This window comes from Mangrovimonas sp. YM274 (assembly GCF_030908385.1).
Lineage (GTDB): Bacteria > Bacteroidota > Bacteroidia > Flavobacteriales > Flavobacteriaceae > Mangrovimonas_A.
Map to the genome: position 1 here is coordinate 3,454,401 of NZ_CP133091.1, position 25,916 is coordinate 3,480,316.

General features: G+C 38.2%; 22 protein-coding genes. 9 read left to right on the forward strand and 13 right to left on the reverse strand.

Annotation, left to right across the window (positions count from 1 at the left end; all coding sequences use genetic code 11):
* Nucleotides 1-9: 9 nt before the first annotated feature.
* Genes RBH95_RS15180 through mraZ form a run of 5 tightly spaced genes read right to left on the reverse strand, consistent with a single transcriptional unit; the run spans nucleotide 10 to nucleotide 5,142 of the window.
* The gene (locus RBH95_RS15180; RefSeq protein ID WP_307900414.1) at nucleotides 10-1,473 is read right to left on the reverse strand and encodes a UDP-N-acetylmuramoyl-L-alanyl-D-glutamate--2,6-diaminopimelate ligase; all 1,464 of its coding nucleotides are present in this window, start codon (nucleotides 1,471-1,473) and stop codon (nucleotides 10-12) included.
* Nucleotides 1,473-3,416, reverse strand: a complete 1,944-nt coding sequence (locus RBH95_RS15185) for a penicillin-binding protein (RefSeq protein WP_307902263.1) — start codon at nucleotides 3,414-3,416, stop codon at nucleotides 1,473-1,475. Before RBH95_RS15185 ends, RBH95_RS15180 begins: the two co-directional genes overlap by 1 nt.
* A 58-nt stretch (nucleotides 3,417-3,474) precedes the next feature.
* Complete coding sequence (locus RBH95_RS15190) at nucleotides 3,475-3,792, reverse strand: FtsL-like putative cell division protein (RefSeq protein WP_307900415.1); 318 nt, start codon at nucleotides 3,790-3,792, stop codon at nucleotides 3,475-3,477.
* Nucleotides 3,789-4,685, reverse strand: a complete 897-nt coding sequence (rsmH, locus tag RBH95_RS15195) for a 16S rRNA (cytosine(1402)-N(4))-methyltransferase RsmH (RefSeq protein WP_307900416.1) — start codon at nucleotides 4,683-4,685, stop codon at nucleotides 3,789-3,791. Before rsmH ends, RBH95_RS15190 begins: the two co-directional genes overlap by 4 nt.
* Complete coding sequence (gene mraZ, locus RBH95_RS15200) at nucleotides 4,672-5,142, reverse strand: division/cell wall cluster transcriptional repressor MraZ (RefSeq protein ID WP_307900417.1); 471 nt, start codon at nucleotides 5,140-5,142, stop codon at nucleotides 4,672-4,674. The genes rsmH and mraZ overlap by 14 nt, the downstream gene beginning before the upstream one ends.
* Nucleotides 5,143-5,521: 379 nt before the next feature.
* On the opposite strand from mraZ, the gene RBH95_RS15205 reads away from it, so the two are divergent.
* Together RBH95_RS15205 and yihA are read left to right on the forward strand one after the other, a co-directional pair.
* Nucleotides 5,522-6,286 carry an alpha/beta fold hydrolase gene (locus RBH95_RS15205; protein ID WP_307900418.1) on the forward strand — a complete coding sequence of 255 codons (765 nt, stop codon included), beginning with the start codon at nucleotides 5,522-5,524 and terminating at the stop codon, nucleotides 6,284-6,286.
* Between the two features lie 9 nt (nucleotides 6,287-6,295).
* The gene (gene yihA / locus RBH95_RS15210) at nucleotides 6,296-6,910 is read left to right on the forward strand and encodes a ribosome biogenesis GTP-binding protein YihA/YsxC (protein ID WP_307900419.1); all 615 of its coding nucleotides are present in this window, start codon (nucleotides 6,296-6,298) and stop codon (nucleotides 6,908-6,910) included.
* 3 nt (nucleotides 6,911-6,913) lie between these two features.
* On the opposite strand, the gene RBH95_RS15215 is transcribed toward yihA, so the two are convergent.
* Entirely contained in the window at nucleotides 6,914-8,008 is a 1,095-nt protein-coding gene (locus RBH95_RS15215; RefSeq protein ID WP_307900420.1) for an ABC transporter permease, read from the reverse strand.
* 5 nt (nucleotides 8,009-8,013) lie between these two features.
* Nucleotides 8,014-10,170, reverse strand: a complete 2,157-nt coding sequence (locus tag RBH95_RS15220; protein ID WP_307902264.1) for a carboxy terminal-processing peptidase — start codon at nucleotides 10,168-10,170, stop codon at nucleotides 8,014-8,016.
* 154 nt (nucleotides 10,171-10,324) lie between these two features.
* Here RBH95_RS15220 and surE point away from each other — a divergent pair, with 154 nt between their 5' ends.
* From surE to RBH95_RS15245, 5 genes are all read left to right on the forward strand, one after another.
* Entirely contained in the window at nucleotides 10,325-11,101 is a 777-nt protein-coding gene (gene surE, locus RBH95_RS15225; RefSeq protein ID WP_307900421.1) for a 5'/3'-nucleotidase SurE, read from the forward strand.
* Nucleotides 11,094-11,378, forward strand: a complete 285-nt coding sequence (locus RBH95_RS15230) for a hypothetical protein (RefSeq protein ID WP_307900422.1) — start codon at nucleotides 11,094-11,096, stop codon at nucleotides 11,376-11,378. The genes surE and RBH95_RS15230 overlap by 8 nt, the downstream gene beginning before the upstream one ends.
* 7 nt (nucleotides 11,379-11,385) lie before the next feature.
* A complete protein-coding gene (lpxB, locus tag RBH95_RS15235; protein WP_307900423.1) occupies nucleotides 11,386-12,507 on the forward strand; it encodes a lipid-A-disaccharide synthase in 1,122 nt (373 codons plus the stop codon).
* 123 nt (nucleotides 12,508-12,630) lie between these two features.
* Nucleotides 12,631-13,131, forward strand: coding sequence for a C40 family peptidase (locus RBH95_RS15240; protein ID WP_307900424.1), 501 nt, complete (start codon nucleotides 12,631-12,633; stop codon nucleotides 13,129-13,131).
* Nucleotides 13,132-13,157: 26 nt separating this feature from the next.
* Nucleotides 13,158-15,197 (forward strand): ComEC/Rec2 family competence protein, encoded by a 2,040-nt coding sequence (locus RBH95_RS15245; protein WP_307900425.1) that lies wholly within the window; start codon nucleotides 13,158-13,160, stop codon nucleotides 15,195-15,197.
* Nucleotides 15,198-15,202: 5 nt separating this feature from the next.
* Here RBH95_RS15245 and RBH95_RS15250 read toward each other — a convergent pair whose 3' ends face one another.
* The 3 genes from RBH95_RS15250 to RBH95_RS15260 all read right to left on the reverse strand — a co-directional run bounded on the left by RBH95_RS15250 (nucleotide 15,203) and on the right by RBH95_RS15260 (nucleotide 19,521).
* Entirely contained in the window at nucleotides 15,203-15,751 is a 549-nt protein-coding gene (locus RBH95_RS15250; RefSeq protein WP_307900426.1) for a thioredoxin fold domain-containing protein, read from the reverse strand.
* 87 nt (nucleotides 15,752-15,838) lie between these two features.
* Entirely contained in the window at nucleotides 15,839-17,947 is a 2,109-nt protein-coding gene (locus RBH95_RS15255; protein ID WP_307900427.1) for a peptide MFS transporter, read from the reverse strand.
* A gap of 41 nt (nucleotides 17,948-17,988) precedes the next feature.
* Nucleotides 17,989-19,521 carry a peptide MFS transporter gene (locus tag RBH95_RS15260; protein WP_307900428.1) on the reverse strand — a complete coding sequence of 511 codons (1,533 nt, stop codon included), beginning with the start codon at nucleotides 19,519-19,521 and terminating at the stop codon, nucleotides 17,989-17,991.
* 228 nt (nucleotides 19,522-19,749) lie between these two features.
* On the opposite strand from RBH95_RS15260, the gene RBH95_RS15265 reads away from it, so the two are divergent.
* Entirely contained in the window at nucleotides 19,750-21,066 is a 1,317-nt protein-coding gene (locus RBH95_RS15265; RefSeq protein WP_307900429.1) for a hydroxymethylglutaryl-CoA reductase, degradative, read from the forward strand.
* A gap of 2 nt (nucleotides 21,067-21,068) precedes the next feature.
* Nucleotides 21,069-21,992: a GYDIA family GHMP kinase gene (locus RBH95_RS15270; protein WP_307900430.1), complete on the forward strand. Its 924-nt coding sequence runs from the start codon at nucleotides 21,069-21,071 to the stop codon at nucleotides 21,990-21,992.
* 72 nt (nucleotides 21,993-22,064) lie between these two features.
* Here RBH95_RS15270 and RBH95_RS15275 read toward each other — a convergent pair whose 3' ends face one another.
* The 3 genes from RBH95_RS15275 to RBH95_RS15285 form a co-directional block, all read right to left on the reverse strand.
* Nucleotides 22,065-24,218, reverse strand: a complete 2,154-nt coding sequence (locus RBH95_RS15275; protein ID WP_307900431.1) for a SurA N-terminal domain-containing protein — start codon at nucleotides 24,216-24,218, stop codon at nucleotides 22,065-22,067.
* A 193-nt stretch (nucleotides 24,219-24,411) separates the two neighbouring features.
* Nucleotides 24,412-25,701, reverse strand: coding sequence for a hemolysin family protein (locus RBH95_RS15280; protein WP_307900432.1), 1,290 nt, complete (start codon nucleotides 25,699-25,701; stop codon nucleotides 24,412-24,414).
* Nucleotides 25,702-25,707: 6 nt separating this feature from the next.
* A complete protein-coding gene (locus tag RBH95_RS15285) occupies nucleotides 25,708-25,896 on the reverse strand; it encodes a hypothetical protein (protein ID WP_053990992.1) in 189 nt (62 codons plus the stop codon).
* Between the last annotated feature and the right edge of the window lie 20 nt (nucleotides 25,897-25,916).

Here is a 25,916-nt window from a genome sequence, read left to right on the forward strand (position 1 = left end):
GGCTACTTCTTATTTCTTCAACTGTTTTAAAAAATCTTTCACTATTTTGTAATCATCAAAATCAAAGCGCTCGCCTTTAATTTCCTGATAGGTTTCATGCCCCTTTCCTGCCACCAAAATGATATCGTTGGGCTGTGCCATTTGACATGCTGCTTTTATAGCCTGTTTTCTATCAACAATAGACAGTGTTTTTTTGAAATTTTGAGGCTCAACCCCTTTTTCTATATCTTCTATAATGGTTTCCGCCACTTCAGTTCTAGGGTTATCGCTGGTAAAAATCACCTTAGTACTTAATGCCGAAGCAATGTGCCCCATTTTAGGTCGCTTGGTTTTATCCCTATCGCCACCACAGCCTACAACGGTTATCAATTCTTCATTCTTGGTTCGGATACTATTGATCGTCTCCAACACATTTTTCAAGGCATCCGGCGTGTGTGCATAATCTACAATGGCCGTAATTTTATCTTCAGACACAAAATATTGGAAACGTCCACTTACGCTTTCCAACTGGCTTACCAATTGAAGCACTTCAACCGTCTCCAATCCCAATAATTTGGCGGTAGCATATATTGCCAAAATGTTGTAGGCATTGAAGTTTCCAATCAAACGTGTCCACACTTCATTATCATCCAATTTCAACAACAGGCCTCCAAATTGGTTTTCCAATATTTTCGCCTTAAAATCGGCATACGATTTCAAAGCATAGGTTTGCTTTTTAGCCTTGGTATTTTGCATCATTACCAAGCCATTTTTATCATCGATATTCACTAATGCAAAAGCCGTCTTTGGCAATTGATCAAAAAACATCTTTTTAACATCACGGTACTCCGCAAAAGTTTTGTGATAATCTAAATGATCGTGGGTTAAGTTTGTAAAAATCCCCCCTTCAAAATGAAGTCCCTCCGTTCTACTTTGATGAATTCCATGGGAACTTACCTCCATAAAGCAAAACTCCACCCCCTCTTCATTCATCTCATTCAAATATTTATTGATAGTCAAAGAATCTGGAGTGGTATGTGTGGCCTTATACTCCTTATCATCAACCATTATTTTCACGGTTGACAACAAACCAACCTTGAAGCCCGCTTTTTTAAACAACTGATACAATAACGTGGACACCGTAGTCTTACCGTTAGTACCCGTTACCCCCACCAGTTTTAAATTTTCCGATGGATTTCCATAAAAATTGGCCGCCATAAACGCCAAGGCCTTATTAGCATCCTCCACTTGGATATAGGTAAGCTTTTCCTTCAACTCATTTGGCAAAGTTTCACAAACAATTGCCGCTGCACCATCCTCTATAGCTTTTTCAATAAACTCATGTCCATCAACAACAGTGCCTTTGATAGCTACAAACACATCACCCTTTTTGATCTTTCGCGAATCAAAATGGACATCAGCCACTTTAACAGTAGTACTTCCCACTACTGCGTTTATAGTCACCTTGTACAATATGTCTTTTAACTCTATCATTAAATATTTAACACGACTGTTTGATTAGGAGCAATTTTAACTCCTTTATTAATAGATTGCTTTCTAACCTCACCAACACCATTTACTTTCACCTTTAGGCCCATATTTTCCAAAAGTGCCATAGCATCCATAACCGGCATTCCAACTACATTTGGCATGATGGTTTTATAGGTTTTAGCAACTTCGTAATAGGTCTCAAAGTCCTTTTCAATTTTGGCATCAGCAAATTCCAATTGCTCCACCTCATCTATCAAAGGGGTATCAGTAAAGATCTTCTGCGCAATTCGTTTAAATACTGGTCCGGTAACATCTGCCCCATAATACCCTTTTTTAACACTTGGCTTATGGATTACCACAATACACGAATATTTAGGATTGTCCGCAGGAAAGTAGCCGGCAAAAGACGAAATGTACCGTCTGTTTTCTTTCCAATCCTTCATCCAATACTCGGTTTGAGCTGTACCCGTTTTCCCTGCCATTGAAAAATGCGGTGAATACAAAGAATGCCCTGTACCTCGCTCCACCACATTTTTTAATATGTCCTGAATCTCCTTTAAAGTTTTCTCAGAACAGATCCTGTCCTTAAGCTCCACCTGCTCGAAAGACTCTACTACTCTATCCAATTCTTTAACCGAACGCACAAACCTAGGCTTCACCATAACCCCATTATTCGCAATTGCATTATAAAAGGTCAAGGTCTGCAAAGGCGTCAACTTCAAATTATAGCCATAAGCCATAGAAGGCAAGGCATTTTTACTCCATATTTTATCCCCTGGACTTGGAATAACAGGCTGACCTTCCCCTAGAATTGGCAGACCCAACGGCTTATCCAAGCGCCAATCCTTAAGATGATCAACAAATTTCTGTGGCTGTTTTGAATACCCTTGATCAATAATTGTTGCCAAACCAATATTAGACGAGACCTCTAATGTTCTAGCCACGGAAATCTTTCCATGTCCATGAGTATCATAAATCCCACGTCCATAAAACTGCTTATAGCCCATTTTGGTATCAATTATTGCCGAGGTATCCACTACCTTATCCTCCAAAGCAGCCATTAAAGCCATTACTTTAAACGTAGAACCAGGCTCATGCGCCTCGCCAACAGCATAATTTAAACGTTCATAATAGTGTCCGTTTTCATTTCTACCCAAATTGGAAATCGCCTTAATCTCTCCCGTTTTTGCTTCCATCACAACCACACATCCATGATCCGCCTCATACTCTTCCAACTGCTTCAACAAAGCATGATGAGCTACGTCTTGAATATTCACGTCAATAGTGGTATATAAATCATACCCATCTTGAGGCTCCACTTCATTATAATCTGCAATTGGTTTCCACTGTCCGTTTCCAATCTTCTGCTTCAACCTGTGCCCATTTACACCACTCAAATACTCCTGTCCATAAGCACCTTCAATTCCTGCTCTAGTAACATTCCCTTCCCCATCCACTCTTTCATACCCAATGGAACGATGAGCAATAGCACCCATAGGATGTTCGCGACGTGTGGTTTGCTCAACAATCAACCCACCTTTATAAGCACCAAGACTAAACATTGGAAAATTTCTAATTCTTATGTAATTAGAATAGCTAATATTCCTTGCTATTAAATAGTAGCGATTTTTATTGGCACGAGCTTTTCTTAAAGCATTTTGATATATCGCCGAAGGTTTCCCCGAATATTTAGAAAGGGAATCACAAAGCGGAATCAAGTACTTTTCAAAAGTTCTTGCTGAAGGCGTTAAAGCATCAAACCTGATATCGTACTTAGGAATAGAAGTCGCCAACAAACTACCATCGGCTGAATACACATTCCCTCTATTAGCAGGTATCTCGACATTTTTAACCGTACGTTTCTCTGCCAAATCACGGTATTTATCTCCTTGCACAAACTGAATAACAAAGAGCTTAAACACCACAGCCAGCACAAAGACAAACATGGTCCCTGCCACAAAGTACAACCTGTTTAATATGTTCTTTTCCGTTACTGCCACGCTTCTACTGCTGCGATTTTATTCTTATTTTTCTAGGAGGAATTTCCGAAGGAAACACTCCTTTCTCCGACATTTTTTTTACTAAAGACGATTCCATCTTAAGCCTCATCAATTGCGAACGCCCATCTACAAAAGCCGAACGCAACTCCTTCACCTCATTATTTAAGCGTGCAATCTCATGCACTTTTTTATCGGCACTATGAGAACTTGCAATCATAACTAGGGCCAAGACAGAAATAAAAATGATAACCCTCCAATTTTTAAAAGAATCATCACTAACTAAAAACTTCCCTTTCAGAATACTATAAACATTGTTTTTCATAGTTTCTCAGCGATTCTTAATTTAGCACTCCGCGCCCTACTATTTTGAGCGATCTCTTCTTTAGTTGGCACTATCAATCCGCCCACCTTTTTCAACGGCACTTCAAAATTCCCAAACATATCACGCTCGGGCTCCCCTTCAAACAAACCATTTCTTATGAAACGTTTCACCAACCGATCCTCCAAAGAGTGGTAGGAAATAAAACTTAAACGCCCACCTTGCTTTAACAGCTCCGGCATTTGCAGCAACAATTCCTTAAGCACCTCAATCTCCTGATTCACCTCTATACGAATGGCCTGATAAATCTGAGCCAACACTTTATTCTCCTTTTTATGCCCCAAAAAGCGCTTCAACACTTCCTTAAGCTGCTCGCTTGTTTTTATGGACGCATCTTTTCTTGCCTCCACTATTATCCTAGCCATTGCAGGAGCCTGCCTTAATTCGCCATACTGCAAAAGCACTTGCCTCAACTGCTCCTCCTCATAATCATTTACAACATTATATGCAGACAACCCCTCCTTCTGATTCATGCGCATATCCAAATTAGCTTCAAACCTTGTGGAAAACCCTCGCTCCGCCACATCAAACTGATGAGAGGACACCCCAAAATCTGCCAAAACACCATCCACTTCTTTAACGCCATAAAACCTCAAGAAACGCTTGATGTATCTAAAATTCTCATTTATTAACGTAAAGCGAGAATCATCAATAGCATTCGCCAAAGCATCTTGGTCCTGATCAAAAGCAAACAACTTCCCTTCCGGCCCCAAGCGACTTAAAATCTCTCTACTATGCCCACCTCCTCCAAAGGTCACATCTACATACACTCCATCAGGCTTAATATTTAAACCATCAACTGTTTCCTTTAACAATACCGGATTATGATATTCCATACTCATCGTCATCTTGTCCCATTACTTCTTCAGCCAAATCAGCAAAATCTTCAGCTGCATCGTCTATAGACTGTTCATACTTATCTTTATCCCAAATTTCAACGATATTAATGGCCGACGACAACACTATCTCTTTGGAAATTCCCGAAAAGGCAATTAAATCTTTTGGAATAAGCAAACGGCCCGCAGTATCCACTTCCACCATTTTCACACCTGCCGTAAAACGTCTAATAAAATCGTTGTTCTTTTTCTTAAACCGATTAAGTTTGTTCATCTTTTGCATGAGCTTCTCCCACTCTGCCATCGGATACAATTCCAGGCAAGGTTGAAACACTGCTCGCTTAAGCACAAAACCATCCTGAAATACAGGAGAAAGTTGTTTTTTAAGCGCAGAAGGCAACATTAACCTACCTTTGGCATCAACTTTACATTCGTATGTCCCTATTAATGAATTCAAAACGACCGGCTTATACTACAAACGATAACAATTCAAATATATTGAAAAATTTACCACATTTTACCACTTTCTACCACTTTTGTTAATAATTTCTATATAATGAAGCATTTAACCGCCCAATTACAACTCCCAAAAAACCTTAAATATTTTAAGTTCAACCCCTTGAATTGTTCATAACATTTAGAAATTCCATCATCTATAATGTTAACAATTAGCGTGGATTTTTCAGGTCAAAAGGACTTCATCACACTATATTCCGACCGAAAAAAACTATCAAAAACAACATTTGGCACCTACCTGATTTCATAATCAAAAAACAGTACGAATAATCAGATAAATACCTATATTTGCTTTTGATGAAGATGACTAACATATATACATGAAGCACCTTTTAAAAACAGAGAAAAACTATAATTATATTGAAGTTGGAGAAGGAAAGCCTATAGTTGTTTTACACGGTTTAATGGGTGGACTAAGCAATTTTGACGCTGTTACACGCCACTTTAGCAACAAAGGCTACAAGGTCATCATCCCCGAGCTACCAATTTACACCATGTCCTTACTCAAAACCAACGTTAAGAGTTTTGCCAAGTATTTACATGATTTTATAGAACACAAACAGCTTAACGATGTTATTTTGTTAGGCAATTCCCTGGGCGGGCATATTGGTCTTTACCACACCAAACTGTTTCCTGAAAAAGTGAAAGCGCTTATCATTACCGGAAGTTCTGGACTTTACGAAAGTGCCATGGGCAGTGGGTATACTAAACGCAGCGACTATGAGGTCATCAAAAAAAAGGCTCAGGATGTATTTTACAATCCTGAAGTGGCTACAAAAGAAATTGTAGACGAAGTATACCAAACGGTAAACGACAGAAACAAGCTTGTAAAAACATTGGCCATTGCAAAGAGCGCCATTAGACACAATATGGCCAAGGACCTTCCATACATGGAAACCCCCACCTGCATTATTTGGGGAAAAAATGATACCGTTACGCCTCCAGAAGTAGCAGAGGAATTCCACTCCCTCCTACCAGACTCTACCCTTTTTTGGATAGACAAATGTGGCCATGCCGCCATGATGGAGCACCCAGACGAATTCAATACCATTTTAGACAAATGGCTCACTGAACGCAATTTTTAAACAGAAGTAATGTTAATCAAAACCGCTGAATTTATTATCAGTAATTCCGACGTTTCCAAATGTCCGAAGGACCCTATTCCAGAATACGCTTTTATTGGAAGAAGTAATGTTGGAAAATCTTCTTTGATCAACATGCTTACAAACCACAAAAGTCTAGCAAAAACTTCTGGAAGGCCAGGGAAAACCCAATTGATCAATCACTTTTTGATCAACAAGAATTGGTTTTTGGTCGATTTACCTGGTTACGGTTACGCTAGAGTTTCAAAAACAGCTAAGAAAAAGTTCCAAAAATTCATTACCAACTATTTCGAGCAACGCCAACAATTGGTATCGGCATTTGTATTGGTAGACATTCGTCATGAACCTCAAAAAATCGACATGGAGTTCATGGAATATTTAGGAGAAAATGGCATTCCTTTTTCTATCATTTTCACAAAGGCCGATAAATTGAAACCAATGGCCATTGAAAGAAACGTTGAAAACTACACCAAAGAAATGCTCAAAGTCTGGGAAGAAATGCCCCCTTATTTCATCACCTCTTCCAGCAAAACTATTGGCCGTGAGGAACTCTTAAATTTCATTCAAGAGACCAATACGGAGATCAACAATTTAAAAAACCAATAGAGTTTAACTTTTTACATCTAAGGCATCTCTAAGTGCATTCCCTATCAGCATAAATGCCATTACCAAAACCATGATACACACACCGGGTATCAAAGCTAGGTACGGTTTCCCTAGGATAATATAGTTGTAATGATCCTTGATCATGCCTCCCCAACTTGGCATGGGCGGCTGTGCTCCAATCCCTAAAAAACTTAAACCACTTTCTATTAATATTGCTGCCGCAAAATTAGCTGCCGATATTACGATAATAGGCGCCATAATATTAGGCAAGATATGTCTAGAAATAATTCTAAAATCGGTATAGCCCAAAGCTCTTGCCGCTGTTACATATTGCATCTCCTTAACACCAATTACCTGTCCCCTCACCACACGAGCCACTTCCACCCACATTGTCAACCCCACAGCGATAAACACCTGCCAAAAGCCCTTCCCTAAAGTTAAAGTAATAGCAATCACCAAAAGTAAGGTTGGTATTGACCAAGTGACATTTATGAGCCACATGATTACAGCGTCTATTTTCCCTCCAAAATAACCAGCAATGCTTCCCATGAAAATTCCAATTATTAAAGAAATAAACACTGCTACAAAACCAATAAAAAATGAAATACGGGAACCAATCAAGATTCTACTCAACAAATCCCTACCATATTTATCGGTTCCGAAAAGAAAACGTCGCTCCTTTATATAAGGGAAATATTCATTGTTAGGAAATTTATTCAACGCAACTTCTTTAACGATGCCTTCAAGACCATCGGATGCGAATTCGGTATACACCAAATGGTCACCTACCACTTCATAGGCTGAAATAGGAATTTCGGAATCGGCATTTTTATCTCCAAAAAACGCCTTGGAAAACCACGATTGTTGCGATTGAACTTCAGAAGGAACTGTAAGCACGGTCACCTTAAACCCCGGCTTTTTGGAATGAATGGCTAAATGCATCTGATTGGCGCTTTGACTATCATCAGGTGCCAACACATAAGCAAACATAGCAATAAGACCAATTGTTATGACTATACCCAAACTTAAAACGCCCCAAAAGTTACTTTTAAACTTTTGGAGCGCTAATTGAGATAATGAGTTATTATGTATACTCACTTATATTAATCTTTTACGGTCGCTACTTTTGTTTTAACGTCGTAAGTCATCTTTAAGTCATTCAATACATGTAAAGCCTCCTCAATGTAAACATCCTGACTTAAGTTTTCATGCCAACGCTCTCTTTTTTCTTTTAAAACACTATCCTTGGCCATCAACTCCTGCTCATAGGGCAATGAATTAAAGGTTAGATCTGTTTGGTAATCTGAAATTTTTTCAAAACGCTTGGCTTCTTCTTCATTCAGCTTTAATTCAGCTTTGTACTTATCGTAGTTCAGCGAATATACTTCCTGATCTCTAATTTTCTTCACCCACTGTGCATTGGCATCGATTAACTTTAATTGTTCGTTATTAGCCATACGCTCCTTACTTTGCTTGATAGTCACATCATAATCATAATAGTTCTTCCAAACATCGTAATCTACAGCATCTATTTTATCCCAAGCTAAAGGATTTTCTTGATCTTTCTCTCCAATGTTAATGTAGCTATACCTGTCCGGCACTACCACATCACTCTTAACGCCTTCTAATTGGGTAGACCCTCCATTGATACGGTAGAATTTCTGAGTCGTAAACTTCAAGGCTCCCATATCCCCACTTGAACTGTTTCTTACCATACGATTAAGGTCCAAAACATTTTGAACAGTCCCTTTACCATAAGTTTGCTTACTCCCTATAATAATTGCTCTTTTGTAATCCTGCATTGCGGCCGCCAAAATCTCGGAAGCAGAAGCCGAAAGCTCATTTACCAATACTACCAAAGGCCCATCCCATACAATAGATTTATCTCTATCGTTTAGCACTTCCTTTTCTTCACCTGCTGTCTTTACCTGTACAACCGGACCATCTTTAATAAACAATCCAACCATATCTACAACGGTCTGTAAAGATCCACCTCCATTATTTCTTAAGTCAAGAACCAGACCTTGCGCTCCAGCGTCCTTCATTCTTATAATTTCCTTTTTAATGTCAGATGCCGCATTTCTTTTGTTGTAATCTTCAAAATCCACATAAAACTTCGGTAAGTTAATCACACCAAAGGTTTTACCATCTTTAATAACCGTAGACGATTTGGCATATGTTTCTTCAATTTCAACAATATCACGGGTAATAGTAATATCCTCAATGGTACCATCCACTTTCTTTAGCGTCAGGGTAACTTTGGTTCCCTTTGGTCCTTTTATAAATTTTATGGCATCATCCAAACGCATGCCTACAATACTAATAGGATCTTTTTCATCTTCTTGCTTCACTTTCATGATTTGGTCACCTACTTCCAACTCGTTTTGTCTCCATGCAGGTCCACCGCTAATGATTTCATTGACGATGATAGCATCCATTTTCTTTTGTAATCTAGCGCCAATACCTTCGAAATTTCCAGACATGGCCACATCAAAGCGGTCTTTGTCTTCTGGCGCAAAGTAGAACGTATGCGGATCAAATTCTTCAACTATAGCATTTACATATACCGAGAACCAATCTTGGCGCTGTCTGTCGTTAATAAATTCATGAAGTTCATCCAAAGAGGTCAAGGTCACTTCTCTAGCTTCCTCTTCCAACTGAGCTTTCGTTTTAATCTCTCTTTTCTCATTTGAAACATCACCTTCATCTTGACTTGTTGCATCCTCAGACTCCTGCTCCGAAATCAAATTATCATAATTTGCAATTGTAGAAAATTTCAACAATTTCCTCCAACGCTCTTTCATTTCCTTTTTAGACCCTACATATGGCAAGGCATCATAATCTGTAGATATTTCCTCTTCAACAGAAAAATCAAAAGGTTGCGACAACACTTCTTTGTAAATCTCTTCAGACTCCTTGATACGCTGAATCAAACGTTCGTGTGTCAAGTTGAAAAATGACACGTCATATACCTTTATTTGATCATCCAACTTATCCTTATACAGCATGAACTCCTTGATATCGGACTCATAGAAATAACGTTTAAATGGATCCAGCTGTTTTAAGTAATCCTCAAAGACCTGTTCTGAAAATTCATCGTTTATATCCTTCGGCTGAAAATGCCCATTCTCTAACACATAACTTATTAATTGTACTAGCAATCTATCTTTATTCGGGTCGTCAAAAGTCTTGGTTGTAAAGCTACAAGACGCAAAAGCCAAGAGCAAAACCAACAGTAATAGCTTATAATTCCTTCTCATGATTCTATAAAATTGCATACTTTATTTTTCACTAAAGTAACAGAAAAAACTGTGCCATAGAAACCTAATGCTACTAATTTTTTGTTAAACCAGGTTTTATGGGAGTTTCCAGATGATTTTATGTAATTTAGTATTTTGAAAAAGAAACCCTAGTATGACAAACAAACCGCTCATCTTAGTCACCAACGACGATGGCATTACAGCCCCTGGAATTAGGACCCTCATTAGCATCATGAACGAGATTGGCGAAGTGGTTGTGGTAGCTCCAGACAGCCCGCAAAGTGGCATGGGACATGCCATTACTGTTAACTCTACCATTTTTGTTGAAAAAGTAGTTGTAGATGACGGCCCCCAAGCTGAATATAGCTGTTCAGGAACCCCTGCCGATTGTGTAAAACTGGCTAATAGAGAGATTTTGAAGCGTAAACCAGACCTATGCGTCTCGGGTATTAACCACGGCTCCAATTCCTCGATTAATGTAATATATTCGGGAACCATGAGCGCAGCCATTGAGGCCGGTGTTGAAGGAATTCCCGCTATTGGTTTTTCCCTTCTTGACTATAATTGGAATGCCAATTTTGAAGGCACCAGACGCTATATTAAAACCATTGTAGAAAACGTCCTAAAGGAAAAATTACCTAAAGATGTTGTTCTCAATGTCAACCTGCCCAATTTACCTGAAGGCGAAATAAAAGGCATTAAGGTTTGTAGGCAGGCTAGAGCCAACTGGGTTGAAGAATTTGACAAACGCCATAGTCCACAAGGACGCGAGTATTATTGGTTAACGGGCAAATTTGTAAATTTGGACCATGGTGAAGACACAGACGAGTGGGCTTTGGAACACGGTTATGTTTCGGTGGTTCCTGTTCAGTTTGATTTAACGGCACACCATTGTATTCAAAATTTAAACACTTGGAATTTTAATGATTAAAAAAGAAGTTATCATTGGTCTCATTACTGGGTTTGGGGCCAACTTTTTAGGACTGTTATTGGCAGTCTACATTTTCGGAAATGGCGAAGGTTTTTCAACCACTATCAACCAAGCTATAGCCGAAGGATTTTTTAGTAAATTAGTAAGCATTGGAGCTATATTAAATCTCGTTGCTTTTTTTGTTTTCATTAAAAAGAAACAAGATTACAGAGCAAGAGGTGTATTGTTGGCCACCATTCTAGTTGCCGTATTTACGTTTCTATTAAAATTTTGGTAATTCACGTATGAAATACTACATCATTGCAGGAGAAGCCTCGGGAGATCTTCATGGGTCCAACCTGATGAAAGCATTGTCCCAATTGGATGTCAATGCCGAATTTAGGTTTTGGGGTGGCGATTTAATGCAGCAAGTAAGTGATAATTTGGTAAAACACTACAAAGACTTGGCCTTTATGGGCTTTGCCGAAGTAATCATGAATTTACGCACAATTGCCAACAATCTTTCTTTTTGCAAAAAGGATATTGCAGCCTTCCAACCGGATACCATCATTTTTATTGATTACCCCGGATTTAACATGCGTATAGCCAAGTGGGCAAAAAAAGAGGGCATCAGAACGCAGTATTACATATCTCCTCAAATTTGGGCCTGGAAAGAAAACCGCATTCATGCCATTAAGCGTGATGTGGATAATATGTATGTTATCCTTCCTTTTGAAAAGGATTTTTACAAAAAACATCAGTACCATGTTGAATTCGTAGGACACCCGCTTATCGATGCCATCGGGGACAGAACCCAAGTAGATGAATACGTTTTTAGAGCCGAGCACGGCCTTACTGACAAACCTATTATAGCCCTACTACCTGGAAGCAGAAAACAGGAAATTAAAAAGATGCTTTCGGTAATGCTAAGCATTGTTGACGATTTTCCTAAATATCAATTTGTAATTGCCGGAGCGCCAAGTCAAGAACGCAGCTTTTACCAAGGCTTTATCAAAAAGGCCAATGTTGCATTTGTTAGCAATGAAACCTATGATTTACTGAGCGTATCCTATGCTGCTTTGGTAACTTCGGGCACCGCTACTCTGGAAACAGCCTTATTTAAAATCCCAGAGGTAGTGTGTTACAAAGGCAGTTGGCTTTCCTACCAAATAGGGAAGCGCCTGGTAAAACACATCAAATACATTTCACTGGTTAACTTAATCATGGACAAGGAAGTTGTTACCGAGCTTATCCAGGATGATTTCACCACTGCGCGCTTAAAGGAAGAATTAAACAAAATCCTTGACGACTATGAACGAGTTAAATTTTTCTTGGACTATTACGACTTAGAAAAACAATTGGGAGGAAAAGGAGCAAGTCAAAATGCAGCAAAGCTGATTTTTAAAGATATTACCAAGAATCACTAGTAATATATTTAAGAATTAAATAGTATAATTTTTAGTTCACAGAACTTAAAGCACATAATTTCATGCCAGAGGACTTTTAGTTTACAAGAAATTAATATTTTTAAAAAAATTAAAAGTCCCTGAATGAAAAAAGTTGCCCTTATATTACTTCTTCTTGTCAGTTTCAGTAGCTGTAAATCTTCCAAACGCGCTAGAAACAGTGCTCCCAAAACAACCAAAACCACAAAAGCTACCGACTCAAAAACCGCAGACAAACTTGTGAAATACGCCATGCAGTTTGATGGTGTAAAGTATAAATATGGAGGAACTACCAAAAAGGGCATGGACTGCTCTGGATTGGTGACTACAGTTTTTCAAAGTGAAAATATTCAATTACCAAGAACTACTGGCTCTATGGCCACAACTGGAGACTGGATAGACTTAAAAGAAGTTCAAAAAGGGGATTTGTTATTTTTTGCCACCAAGAAAAACAGCCGAAAAGTTAACCATGTTGCTCTAGTAACGCAGGCAAGAGGCGATTACGTGGAGTTTATCCATGCCAGCACCAGCAAAGGTGTTATCGTCTCCAATTTAGCTGAGCGATATTGGTATTATGCTTTTGTTCAAGCCCGTAGAGTCTTATAGTTTATTAAAATTTGGTAACTTTAAGTATGAAGTTACTAAATTTTCCCATTATTAAACTTACAGTTTGCCTTAGTTTAGGCATTATAGCTTCCTACTTTTATAACATTCCTTTTCAGCTTGCTGCATCTGCCACCTTTGGCGGCATAATACTGCTCATTACCCTTCACCAGATTACAAAACATCAACTAGAACCTCCTGTAAGTTTTGGAATAGCCACCCTTTGCACAACCTTCTTTTTAGGAGTTCTCACCTATCATTTACACAATCAAAAGAACTTTAAAGACCATTACTCAAACTTTACAAAATATGAACAAACAGCGTCCTCGCTTTTAACACTTAGAATTAGAGAATCTTTAAAACCCAACAAGTATAATGAAAAATATGTCGTAGATATTTTAACACTTGATTCTGCTCCAGTTTCTGGAACAGCTTTATTAAACGTGGCCGCAGACTCCCTTAGTCCACCATTAAATATTGACGAGATTATCCTTGTCAATGCTTCACTTAACGAAATCCCCCCACCACTTAATCCCAATCAATTTAATTATAAAGCCTACTTAGAAAAACAATATATCTACCACCAAATACATACAACTACAAAAGAAATACTATCCCTCAGCTCTCAACCTCATTCTATGGTTGGATACGCTGCTCTCATAAGAGGATACATTTCAAACCAATTGGAAAACACAAAACTCCCAAAGGAGGACCTAACAATTTTAAGCGCCCTACTGCTTGGCCAACGACAACATATTAGCCAAGAAACCTACGAACAGTTTACCAAGGCAGGGGCCGTTCACATATTAGCGATATCAGGCTTACATGTAGGCATCATCTTAATCCTTCTAAATTTTCTTTTCAGACCTTTGAATCATTTTTCAAAGGGGCGGCTCTTTAAAACAATCCTAACAATCCTAATACTTTGGTCCTTTGCCATCATTGCAGGCTTATCTCCTTCGGTTACAAGAGCCGTCACCATGTTTTCAGTAATAAGCATTGCTATGAACTTAAAACGCACATCAAACATATACAACACACTGGCCATTTCTGTTTTTATTATACTACTTTTCAAACCATTATTATTGTTTGATGTGGGTTTTCAATTAAGTTACGTAGCCGTTATATCCATTGTTGCCATACAACCGCTTCTTTACAAACGTTACTCGCCAAAAACCAAACTTGACAAATTAATTTGGAACACATTTACGGTAACTATAGCAGCACAATTTGGAGTGCTTCCTTTGAGCATCTATTATTTCCATCAATTTCCAATCCTATTTATAATTAGCAATTTGTTAGTCATACCTATTTTAGGGCTTATCCTGGGTTTAGGAATTATAACAATTATTCTAACTCTTCTTAAAACACCAATAAACGTAGTTACTGACGTATTCCACCTAATGGTTCACTACATGCAATCAGTTATACATTGGACCGCAGAAAAAGAAGCCTTCATCATAGAGGATATACCTATTTCAAGTTTAATGGTCATTGCCTTCTATCTCTTTACAATTTCCTCCTTTAGGCTCGGTACCAAAATTAATTTCAGTCGTTTATCGTGGACTTTAGCTTCGGTAATTCTAATTCAAACATCATTTATCCTAAACAACCAAAACACTGGTCAAGATGCATTTGTTATCTTTCACAAAAGCAGACATAGCCTTTTGGGGTTTCATAAAAACAAGCAACTTGTAATACATCACGATTTAGACTCAACCACTATCTATCAAGAAAAACTATTAAAAAATTACACTGTAAAGAATTTCATTTCCAGCACAGATGAAGACCGCATTAAGAATTTATATACGATTAACAACAAGACTTTATTGGTGGTTGACAGTTTAGGAATTTTCAAAATACCTAAGTTACAGCCACAGTATGTGCTTTTAAGGAATTCACCAAAGATCAACCTAAAAAGACTCATTGATTCCATCCATCCCAAACACATCATTGCCGATGGCAGCAATTACAAATCCTACATTAAAATTTGGGAAAGCACCTGTAAAAAAGAAAAGCTCCCTTTTCACCCTACAGGCGAAAAAGGAGCTTTCATAATCACAAACTAAATATTTTATCCTTTAAACTCTGGCGTAAACGCATTGTAATAAGCATTGAAATCTTCCTGAGATTTCATATTGACATGCTCATCGGAGTTGAAAAGTTTCAAATACAATTCCAATTGCTGTGGCTTTTGATACCCTCTAATTGGGGCTAACACCTTCCCTTCTTCATCAAAAAATACAATGGTTGGATAGGCGCTCACTTTCAGATACATGGTTAAATCGTGCACACTGTTGCGTCTATTGGTTAATGCCGGGTCGTAATTATTATTAAAAAAGGTTTTACCGTCATAGTTTACGGTTTCGTTGCCTTCCGCATTAAATTTTACCGCATAATAATTTTCATTTACAAAGTTTACCACATCAGGATTATGAAAGGTGTTTTTATCCAACATTTTACAAGGACCACACCAGTTGGTGTACACATCCATCATAATCTTTTTCGGGTTCTTTTTTTGTAACTGAAGTGCCTCTTCCATAGACACCCATTGAATTTCCTGAGCAATACCACTAACAGAAGTTAACACTGCCAATAGCACAATATATCCTAGTTTTTTCATAAATCCTTTGTTGTATTAATTCCTTCTAACTTACAAAAAATGCTCCTCGTAAGGAGCATTTTACAGTTAATTTAACTTTTTTATCGATTATCGCACCCCGTGCATTAGTTTTTTAAGAAGTGGGTTTAAGGCAAATACCAATACTCCAGCAACCATAGGCACAATGGTAAATATCAAAAAGAATGTTGACAAGCTATAGGCTTCTGTAATATTCTCAATCTGACCACCCAATACAGCTGCTAATTTGTTACCAATAGCAATTGCCAAATACCACATTCCGAACATTAAAGCAATCATTCTTGCCGGCACCAATTTACTCACATAGGACAATCCTACTGGAGACAAACAGAGTTCTCCCAAGGTATGAAACAGATAGGCCAAGATCAACCAAATCATGCTCACCTTCATGGTACCTTCAACCCCACTGGCTCCCCATGCTAGAAGTCCAAATCCTACCCCCATAATGATTAAACCAAGAGCGTACTTTGCAGCTGCCGATGGATTGTATTTACTCTCCCACCATTTTGAAAAGAACGATGCAAATACAATTATAAAAAATGAATTAAGAATACTAAACCAAGAAACAGTAATCTCAACCTCACTGTCCTTAATTTGAGCTACTTTAGCCTTTACCACAGAGGAGTCTCTATTTAAAGATTTAGCCTGCAACCTTACCGTTTCCAAACGCTCTGCATCTAAGTACCCAAAAGCAGTTCCTTCATTGTTTTTACTTATCATGTGGATTTCATCTCCCAAAGCAAACTCAATTGGTTCAGCAATAGAAACGGTGCGTTCTACTACCTTATCCGTATCTGCTACTTTGGTTTCCTCACCTATGGCGATATATTTAAATTGCAATTCTCCCTTTTCATCTTTCATTTGCACGCCATTGTCATCTAATACAGGGCGCTCTATAGCCATATAGTTTACATCATATGCAGTTGTGTTAAAATCTCTGTTCAACATCCAACCAACGATACCCCACATAAAGACAAAACATATAACCAATACAATGTTGGATCCCGGTATTTTCTTGAACGTTTTTTTCCAAAGTAAAATCAGCACCCAAGAAATGATCATTAATGGCACTACAGTCAGTAAAGTATTGACAATATTAAATGTTGTGGCAGCCCCACCACTTAGCATTCTATCCACATTATCTCTAGCAAAAATAACCAAGGAAGAGGCCCCTTGCTCAAAAGACAACCAGAAAAACACAGTAAAAAAGGCAAAAATGATAAAGGCAAACATACGGTCTCTCACGACAGGTGTATAACGCATGATACGACCAATAACCAATATTAAGAACAATACCAATGCAAATAAAATTGCAGTATACTGCCCTTCTAAATCCCCCATCTTAAACGCCGAGAACATATCTATTCCCGCAATTTTAGACATAGGGTCATTGATGGCATATCCAAGCCCGATTACCGAACAAACCACTATCAATATTTTATCTAAAACAGTAAATGGATTCTCTTTACCAACATTAGCTTCTTCCCCAAGGTCTTCTGATTTTTGCTCTGTAGCTTCAAGAGCCTTTTGTTCTTTGGAAGGTTTTGCTCCAATAGCTCCAAACAACTTTCCGGAAAAACCAAACTGAAGTGTCCCCAACAACATGAATACACCTGCCAACCCAAATCCATAAGACCATCCAATTTTTTCTGCCAGATACCCACAAAGCATCATTCCAAAAAAGGCCCCGGCGTTAACCCCCATGTAGAAAATTGTATAAGCCCCATCCTTTTTCTCAGGATTATCTTTATACATCCCAGAAATAATTGAAGTAATATTAGGTTTGAAAAATCCAGTTCCTATCACCAAAAGGGCAAGCCCCAAATACAGAGAAAATTCAGTTTCCAAAGCCATGGAAGCATGACCCAGCGTCATAATTAATGCCCCAATAATAACCGCCCAACGATAACCGGTGATTTTGTCGGCAACAATTCCCCCAACAATTGGAGTGATATAAAGTAACATGGCATAAGTTCCAAAAAGCGCCCCTGCATTTTCAACAGACCACTCCCAACCTGGATTGTACCCAATCAATGCCATGGTCAAGAAATTTACCAAAAGTACACGCATCCCGTAGAAAGAAAAACGCTCCCACATTTCGGTAAAAAAAAGTACAAACAATCCTGCTGGGTGCCCTAGCACCTTATCCTTAAAAAGATTTTCAATATCCGTATTCATATGTAATTTTAGCTTAGTATAGTTTGGTCTAACGAGAAGGCTTAAGCCTCATCGCTATGCATCATTCTTTCATTATCCTCAGCACCGTGCGTCAAGCGTTTCAACGGCTTTAAAACAAGTATAAACAACGTTCCAACAATGATTGTGAAAATTAAAATCCCCAAGAACACGGTGTATTCACCAAAATCACTTGCGGACTCTCCAACAATCCCTGCTACTTTACTTCCCAATCCTGTGGCAGCAAAGTAAACCCCCATCATTAATGAGGCATATTTTACCGGCGTTAATTTTGTAATAAAAGACAAGGCCACAGGTGATAGACATAACTCCCCTATTGTATGAAACAAATAAGCCATTACCAACCAAAGCATGCTCGAAGTTCCTGATTTTTCAAATTGCATCGCAGCAAACACCATGAACAGGAATCCGAAGCCCATAATGATGATACCCAAAGCCATTTTAAACAATGACGAGGCTTCTTTTCCTTTCAATTTACGTTTGGCCCAAACAGACGCTACAATAGTTGCAAAAATGATGATAAAACCAGCATTCAAACTTTGGAACATGATTGTTGGAATTTCCATTCCCAACAACATACGATCTGTTTTCGTATCAGTATATAAATTCATCAAACCACCTGCCTGCTCGAAGGCTCCCCAAAACACGATTACCATGATAAATGACAACAACAGTACCAGGAAACGGTCTTTAAAAACCTGCGAATCCAATTCTTTATAAATCATCATTAATAAAGCTGTAATGGCAGTAAGGAAGATAAATAGCAAACCATAGGCCCACCCCAAGGCATACCATCCGTAAAAAGAAACCAATAATAGAACCAAGGTGATTACCAATTGTTTTGGAGAACTTCCCAATTTACCATACAATTCACCATATGAAATCTCATCAGCTGAACCAGTACTAGGTTCATGATTTCCAACCTGCGACAAGTATTTTTGTCCGTATAAATAATTCAATAATCCCAATAGCATCACAATTCCAGCCAATCCAAAACCTGCATGCCAGCCATAGAACTTAACGACAATTCCAACAATAAGTGTTGCCAATAAAGACCCTAAATTAATCCCAATATAGAAAATACTGAATCCTTTATCTCGACGGATATCCCCTTCTTTATAAAGTCCTCCAACCATTGTGGATATATTTGGTTTCAATAAGCCCACCCCAAGAATCACGAGGCCAAGACCTGTATAAAAAGCCCAGGTATCTGTAAGCACCAGAACGCCATGCCCGAGACAGAGTATTATTGCGCCCCACAATACGGCTTTCTTTTGCCCGATTAACTTATCGGCAATCATTCCACCCGGAATGGACATTACATACACCAACATGGTGTACCATCCATAAAGCGCCAAAGCTTCTTGACTTGTCCAACCTAAACCAGCACCTCTTGGATCGTCTCCCAAAGCGGAAGCTGTCATATATAGTACCAATATGGCTCTCATACCGTAATATGAAAAACGTTCCCACATTTCTGTAAGGAACAATATGTAAAGACCTATCGGTTGTCCAAAAAGTTCTTTTTGGTGCGGTTTTAAAGTTGTACTCGACATAATTTTAGTATTAATTACAAACTATTAGTTAATTCATTGATTTTAAGCAAGAAACAACATCCCCGTTAGGGAGCAGGATGTGTAACTCTAAATTTTTGACAAAATATTGCCAAGTTTACTAAAAATAAAGCAAAAAGCCATCAGTATTAACAGATAAATCAGTATTGCCAGTCATCGCCTGAATATTATCGCTTATAATAGTATCTTTGCGTGTTAAAACATGACCTGATGAGTAAAACGATTTCCGGTTTTTCCAAACTGTCCAAGTCCAAAAAAATTGATTGGATTGTAGAGACCTACTTTTCAAATAAGGAAGCTGCCAAAACAGTTCTAAAACAATATTGGAACTCCAATGACAAGCTACAGCAGCTGCATGATGAGTTTATAGAAAATACTATTTCCAACTATTATCTGCCTTTAGGAGTAGCCCCTAACTTTATCATCAATGGCAAAACCTATACCATCCCGATGGCCATTGAAGAAAGTTCGGTAGTAGCAGCAGCAAGTAAAGCGGCTAAGTTTTGGGCAAGCCGAGGTGGTTTTAAAACCAAAGTTATTTCGACTACAAAAATAGGTCAGGTCCACTTCCATTTTAATGGGGAATTGGAAACCCTTCAAAATTATTTTGAATGGGTAAAACCAAAACTTTTAGAAGCCACAAAGCCTATTACCAAAAACATGGAAAACCGTGGTGGAGGTATCCTTGACATTGAGTTACGAGACAAAAGCGACACTTTGGAAGGCTATTTTCAATTGCATGCTACTTTTGAAACCTTGGATGCAATGGGCGCCAATTTTATCAATTCCTGTTTGGAGCAATTTGCCAAGACTTTTGTTGCGGAGATTGCCAATTTCGAAGTCTTAGCCAATACAGATTTTGACATTCAAATTGTGATGAGCATCCTCTCTAATTATGTTCCCGATTGTTTGGTAAAAGCCGAAGTAAGTTGCAACATAGAGGACTTACAAGAAGACCCCTCCATACCCGCTGACGAATTTGCTCAAAAATTCATCCAAGCTGTGAAGATAGCCGAAATAGAACCCTTTAGAGCTGTAACCCATAACAAAGGTATCATGAACGGTATCGACGCTGTGGTATTGGCTACCGGGAATGATTTTAGAGCGGTTGAAGCCTGTGTTCATGCTTACGCTGCAAGAAATGGACAATACAGCAGCCTTACCCACGCCAGCATTGAAAATGGCATTTTTAAATTTTGGATAGAAATCCCCCTTGCCCTAGGAACTGTTGGCGGGCTAACAAGCCTACACCCTTTGGTAAAATTAGCCTTGGAGATGTTACACAAACCATCGGCTAAAGAGTTGATGCAAATTGTGGCTGTGGCTGGTTTAGCTCAAAACTTTGCAGCATTACGATCGCTGACAACAACAGGAATTCAAGAGGGCCACATGAAAATGCATTTAATGAATATTTTAAATCAATTTGAAGCAACCAATGAAGAAAAAGCTAAGTTGGTAGAACACTTTAAAACCAATGTAGTGACACATAGCGCCGTAGTTGAAGCTTTGAATAACCTAAGACAATAAACGTGGATTCCTTTAAGCATTATAGTCACGGCAAACTATTACTAACCGGGGAATATGTAGTTTTAGATGGTGCTTTATCCTTAGCTATACCAACTAAATTTGGACAAGCTCTGAAGGTAAAACCTATTGAGAAACCAGTCGTTTATTGGAAAAGTATCGATTACCAAGGCAAGCTATGGTTTGAGGCCACTTTCAAAGTTGAAAACAATCAAATAAAATCTATTCAGCATACTAATCAAAATATCAATGAGCGTCTGATACAGATTTTAAACACTGCTAAAAAATTAAACCCTGAATTTCTAGACACTACTAATGGATTTGAAATAACAACTTCACTAGAATTCCCAAACGATTGGGGGCTTGGCACCTCTTCTACATTACTTAACAGCATTTCAAAATGGGCAAATGTAGATGCTTACAAACTATTGGAAGCGACTTTTGGTGGTAGTGGTTACGATATAGCCTGTGCCAGTCATGAGACACCCATTCTGTACCAGTTAAAAACCCATTTAAAAGAAAGGACAGTAGCACCTGTAAGCTTTCATCCTAATTTCACCTCCCATTTGTACTTTGTACACCTTAACCAAAAGCAAAACAGTAGACAAGGCATAGCCCATTACAAAGCAAACAGAGGTGAAAATTCTCATGCTATTTCGGAGATTAGTGCCCTAACCAAACAGTTTTTAGAATGCAACAGCCTATCTGAATTTGAATCCCTTATCGAAGCTCATGAAAGCATTATCTCCAAACTCACCAAACAGACAACAGTAAAAGAGCGTTTATTTTGTGATTTTAAAGGTACTGTTAAGAGTTTAGGCGCATGGGGGGGTGATTTCGTAATGCTTACCTCTGAAATTGATCCTAGACCTTATTTAACCTCTAAAGGTTTTAAGACGATCTTATCTTTTTCAGAAATGATTCTTTAATCCACCATAACATTTATAAATAAAAAAGCTCCACTAATTAGTGGAGCTTTTTTTTGCTTAAGGGCTAAATCATTAGTAGAAATTAGCTCTGTTATCTTCGATATCTGCGGCATCTTTAAGTGCGTTGTAAGCCTTAGTCTGCACAGTGTTTACTCTAGATGTTGTCAATCTATTGGCAATTGGCTGGTAATTATCCAAACCAGAAGCTGGAGTCACTTTAGTTACTTCAACCATATACACTCCTTTATTACCATTGATCAATTTAGAAGTTTCACCTTCTTTCAATCCAAAGGCTACACCTATTACCTTAGGTTCCAAACCAGCTCCAGATAAGGTTGGGTTTTTCATATTTACGGCAGAAGCAGAACGCGTTGGCACTCCTTGGTTTTTAGCTACATCGGCAACTGTTGACGCTGAAATTTTCTCACGAATCAACTTCGCTTTCTTTTCGTTTCTGATTTCTGTAATAGCAGTAGCAGAAGCATTCTCTGGAGACATTAATCCTTCTGGAGTTACTTTTACCAATTCCACTACAGCGTAACCACCACCTGGCACAGAGAAACGCTTATAATCGCCTACTTTGGTTTCTGCATCAAATGCCCAACGAACCATAGCTCTTTGGCTTCCCAATCCTGGTATGTTTTCATCCAATACTTTTACGCTTACAGGTTTTACGGTATAGTTGTTTTCTTTAGCCACTTCTTGGAAATCTCCTTTTTGAATAGCTACTTCAAATCGTGAAGCTGAATTGAACACCTCGTCAATAGTCGCTTCTGAAGGCTCAATTTTCTGAGCAATGGTTGCCACCTTTACTGCTCTAGACTTGTTCTTTTGATCCAAGATCTCAATGATATGGTATCCAAAAGAAGTTTTCACAACATCAATATCACCAATATTGTTCTCAAAAGAGAAGGCCTTAAATTCTGGAGCAAAAGATTGGTTATAACCAAACTCAATAACTCCTTCTTTTTCATTACTTACTTTATCTGATGACAGTTCCAACAAATCAACAAACTTGCTTTGCTTTGTCTTAATCAAATTCAAGATGCTATCGGCAGTAACTTCAGCTTCCTCTTCAGTATCAGTTACAGAAGGATCTACTCTAGTAGCCCCAATAAAAGGCACCAAGATGTGTCTTACTTTTACAGAGTCTGGCAATTGTGTTTCTGCCACAACTTTAGTTAACTTAAAGTATCCGTTATCTTTGTAAGGACCATAAAACTCTCCAACTGGCAAGTTATAAATACTATCTGCCGCTACAGTAGGCAAAGCAGACTTAAACACAAAACTATCGTTGTATTTAATATCAGAATTTGCATTTACAAAATCCTCAATGTTTTTGGTATTTCTAAATCCGTATACAGTTTCGTTGGCTTTAGTTACTTTATTGAACTCCTCACGATCATCCAACAATTTAACCAAGTTAGCTTTGATAGCTTCCTCATCTTCTACAGAGGCCACTTCTTCAAACTGAACAAAAGCAATATCCCTGCTCTCTTCAACTTCGTACTTACCTTTATTCTCACCGATGTATTTTGAAATATCCGCTTTGGTTACTTCTACCAAGCTATCAGCAATAGAGGTATAAGGAACACTTACGTATTTTAAATCAACCGTCTCATTTTCCAACATATAATCAGTTTCAGCTTCAGCTAAAGTACTTGCTACACCAGCTTTGATCATGTTGAAGTAAACTTGCTCCTTCGCACGCTCTGCAATAGACGCCTCATTGTTTACCCACTCGTTGTAGTTAATTTGGAAATTACCAAGTGGCGCACGGTTTGGAGTATTATTTTGGATAGCCTTTAAGTTTGCAATAAATTCGTTCAGCTTGTTTTCATCAAACATTCCCGCCTCATTGCTAAATTCTGGGTAAGACGAAAAGTTTTGCTTCAACAACTCTCTCATTTGGTCTTTCTCTACAGACAATCCCAACTCATCAAACTGCGCTTGTAATACAGCTTTTCTTACTTCTTGCTCATACACTCTATTCATAGTTTGGGTAGATGAAGCACCTGGCCCCTGCATTCTTTGAGCATTCTCAACCTTTTGCATGAAGTCCTCTCTATTGATATCGGTACCGTTTACGGTTGCTACCACATCTTGAGAACCATTTAAGGCGCCGCTATTTCTGAAAAGATCAGATAATACGAAAGAAAATAATGCTAATGCAATGATTAGAATTAAAAAGAGTGAACGTTGTCTAATTTTACTTAAAACTGCCATTTTATTGTATACGTTAAAAAATATAAGTCCGCGAAAATAACGTTTTATATGAAATAATAAAAGATATATTAGGTTTTATTGTATATTTTAAATATAGAAGAAACCCCTTATAAAACCTAGCAAAAGCATCTCTCAAAGCCTTTTCAGAAAACTTAAAATCAAGTCTTTACAAATACAAAGAAAAAACAGTAAACTATTCTTCCTCAAGAACCTTCAGTGAAACTACATCAATTTTTGTGGAAGACACTTCTAAAATGGTAAACAAGTAATTTTCTATCATTACCTGATCGTTTGGCTGTGGAATCTCTTCTGTTTCATCTACAATCAAACCTCCCAAGGTTTCGTAATTCTCCCCTTCTGGTAGATCAAGCTTATAGGCTTCATTGATGTAGTCTACCTCCAAGCGCGCCGAGAATTTATAATTTTTGTCATCTATCTTCTCCTCAATCAACGCCACAGTATCATGCTCATCTTCGATTTCCCCAAACAGTTCCTCCACAATATCTTCAACAGTCATAATGCCGGCAGTCCCCCCATATTCATCAATTACCACGGCAATACTCTTTCGTTTTTTGGTAAGAATATTTAAGACGTCCTTTACCAACATGGTTTCGGGAACAAATTCCACAGGAAGAATTATGGATTTTATAGAACTTGGCTTTTTAAACAATTCAAACGAATGGACATAGCCCAGAATATCGTCGACAGAGTCCTTATAGACCAGAATTTTAGACAGCCCAGAAGCCGTAAACAAAGCATTAATATTCTTAATCGTGTCATTAACTTCAACCGCAATCATTTCGGTTCTGGGCACCATGGCCTCGCGAGCCTTAACTTCAGAAAATTCCAAAGCTTTCTGAAAAATTTGAATCTCACTATCCACCTCATCATGCTCTTCTACAGATTCCATTTGCTCACTAATATAATTCCCCAATTCCACCTTGGTCATAGCCAATTGCACTTCGTCTCCATCGGTTTTGAAGAACCGACGTAATACGCTGTCCGAAATCCAAATTACAAAAGAAGAAATGAACCAAAATAACAAATAAAACAAGTATGCCGGGAAGGCAAAAATTTTTAAAAAGGAATTGGCATAAATCTGGAAAAATACCTTTGGCAAGAATTCGGCTGTAATCAAAATTACAATGGTAGAAATAACCGTTTGAGACAGCAGGCTCAAATCGGTAAGCAAATAATTCAGAAAGCCATAATTAGTGGGCAACATGGACTGAAACCAATCTACCAGAACATCTCCCATAACAAAACCATAAATAACCAAAGCTATATTGTTACCTATAAGCATGGTCGCAATATATTTGGAAGGTTTCTCGGTAAGTCGTTTCAATATTTTTGCCAAGAAATCATCCTGCTTCTTTTCAATCTCGATATGGATTTTATTGGCAGAAACGTAGGCAATTTCCATCCCGGAAAAAAACGCCGAAAGCAATAGGGAAACTATAATTATAACAACGCTAATGTCCATAGGGCATTACTTGTTTCTATCTTCAAACTTTTTCCTAAAACGACTTCTAAAGAAAAACATAAAAACTGCCAGACCTGCCAACAGCAAAGAGGTATAGGCTCCATTTCGGTTGGTTTCCCATTTTGAAATGCCATCGTAGGCAAACAATACAGCAAACACAATATATGCGTATTGAAAAATCTTCATTAATTTCATGGATCTTGGTATTAATTACC

What these genes read in the sequence shown, in the direction of transcription:
- RBH95_RS15180 (WP_307900414.1), bottom strand. Translation starts at nt 1,473, where the DNA reads ATGATAGAGTTAAAAGACATATTGTACAAGGTGACTATAAACGCAGTA.
- RBH95_RS15185 (WP_307902263.1), bottom strand. Translation starts at nt 3,416, where the DNA reads ATGTTTGTCTTTGTGCTGGCTGTGGTGTTTAAGCTCTTTGTTATTCAG.
- RBH95_RS15190 (WP_307900415.1), bottom strand. Translation starts at nt 3,792, where the DNA reads ATGAAAAACAATGTTTATAGTATTCTGAAAGGGAAGTTTTTAGTTAGT.
- rsmH (WP_307900416.1), bottom strand. Translation starts at nt 4,685, where the DNA reads ATGGAATATCATAATCCGGTATTGTTAAAGGAAACAGTTGATGGTTTA.
- RBH95_RS15205 (WP_307900418.1), top strand. Translation starts at nt 5,522, where the DNA reads ATGAAGCACCTTTTAAAAACAGAGAAAAACTATAATTATATTGAAGTT.
- yihA (WP_307900419.1), top strand. Translation starts at nt 6,296, where the DNA reads ATGTTAATCAAAACCGCTGAATTTATTATCAGTAATTCCGACGTTTCC.
- RBH95_RS15220 (WP_307902264.1), bottom strand. Translation starts at nt 10,170, where the DNA reads ATGAGAAGGAATTATAAGCTATTACTGTTGGTTTTGCTCTTGGCTTTT.
- surE (WP_307900421.1), top strand. Translation starts at nt 10,325, where the DNA reads ATGACAAACAAACCGCTCATCTTAGTCACCAACGACGATGGCATTACA.
- RBH95_RS15230 (WP_307900422.1), top strand. Translation starts at nt 11,094, where the DNA reads ATGATTAAAAAAGAAGTTATCATTGGTCTCATTACTGGGTTTGGGGCC.
- lpxB (WP_307900423.1), top strand. Translation starts at nt 11,386, where the DNA reads ATGAAATACTACATCATTGCAGGAGAAGCCTCGGGAGATCTTCATGGG.
- RBH95_RS15240 (WP_307900424.1), top strand. Translation starts at nt 12,631, where the DNA reads ATGAAAAAAGTTGCCCTTATATTACTTCTTCTTGTCAGTTTCAGTAGC.
- RBH95_RS15245 (WP_307900425.1), top strand. Translation starts at nt 13,158, where the DNA reads ATGAAGTTACTAAATTTTCCCATTATTAAACTTACAGTTTGCCTTAGT.
- RBH95_RS15250 (WP_307900426.1), bottom strand. Translation starts at nt 15,751, where the DNA reads ATGAAAAAACTAGGATATATTGTGCTATTGGCAGTGTTAACTTCTGTT.
- RBH95_RS15255 (WP_307900427.1), bottom strand. Translation starts at nt 17,947, where the DNA reads ATGAATACGGATATTGAAAATCTTTTTAAGGATAAGGTGCTAGGGCAC.
- RBH95_RS15260 (WP_307900428.1), bottom strand. Translation starts at nt 19,521, where the DNA reads ATGTCGAGTACAACTTTAAAACCGCACCAAAAAGAACTTTTTGGACAA.
- RBH95_RS15265 (WP_307900429.1), top strand. Translation starts at nt 19,750, where the DNA reads ATGAGTAAAACGATTTCCGGTTTTTCCAAACTGTCCAAGTCCAAAAAA.
- RBH95_RS15275 (WP_307900431.1), bottom strand. Translation starts at nt 24,218, where the DNA reads ATGGCAGTTTTAAGTAAAATTAGACAACGTTCACTCTTTTTAATTCTA.
- RBH95_RS15280 (WP_307900432.1), bottom strand. Translation starts at nt 25,701, where the DNA reads ATGGACATTAGCGTTGTTATAATTATAGTTTCCCTATTGCTTTCGGCG.
- RBH95_RS15285 (WP_053990992.1), bottom strand. Translation starts at nt 25,896, where the DNA reads ATGAAATTAATGAAGATTTTTCAATACGCATATATTGTGTTTGCTGTA.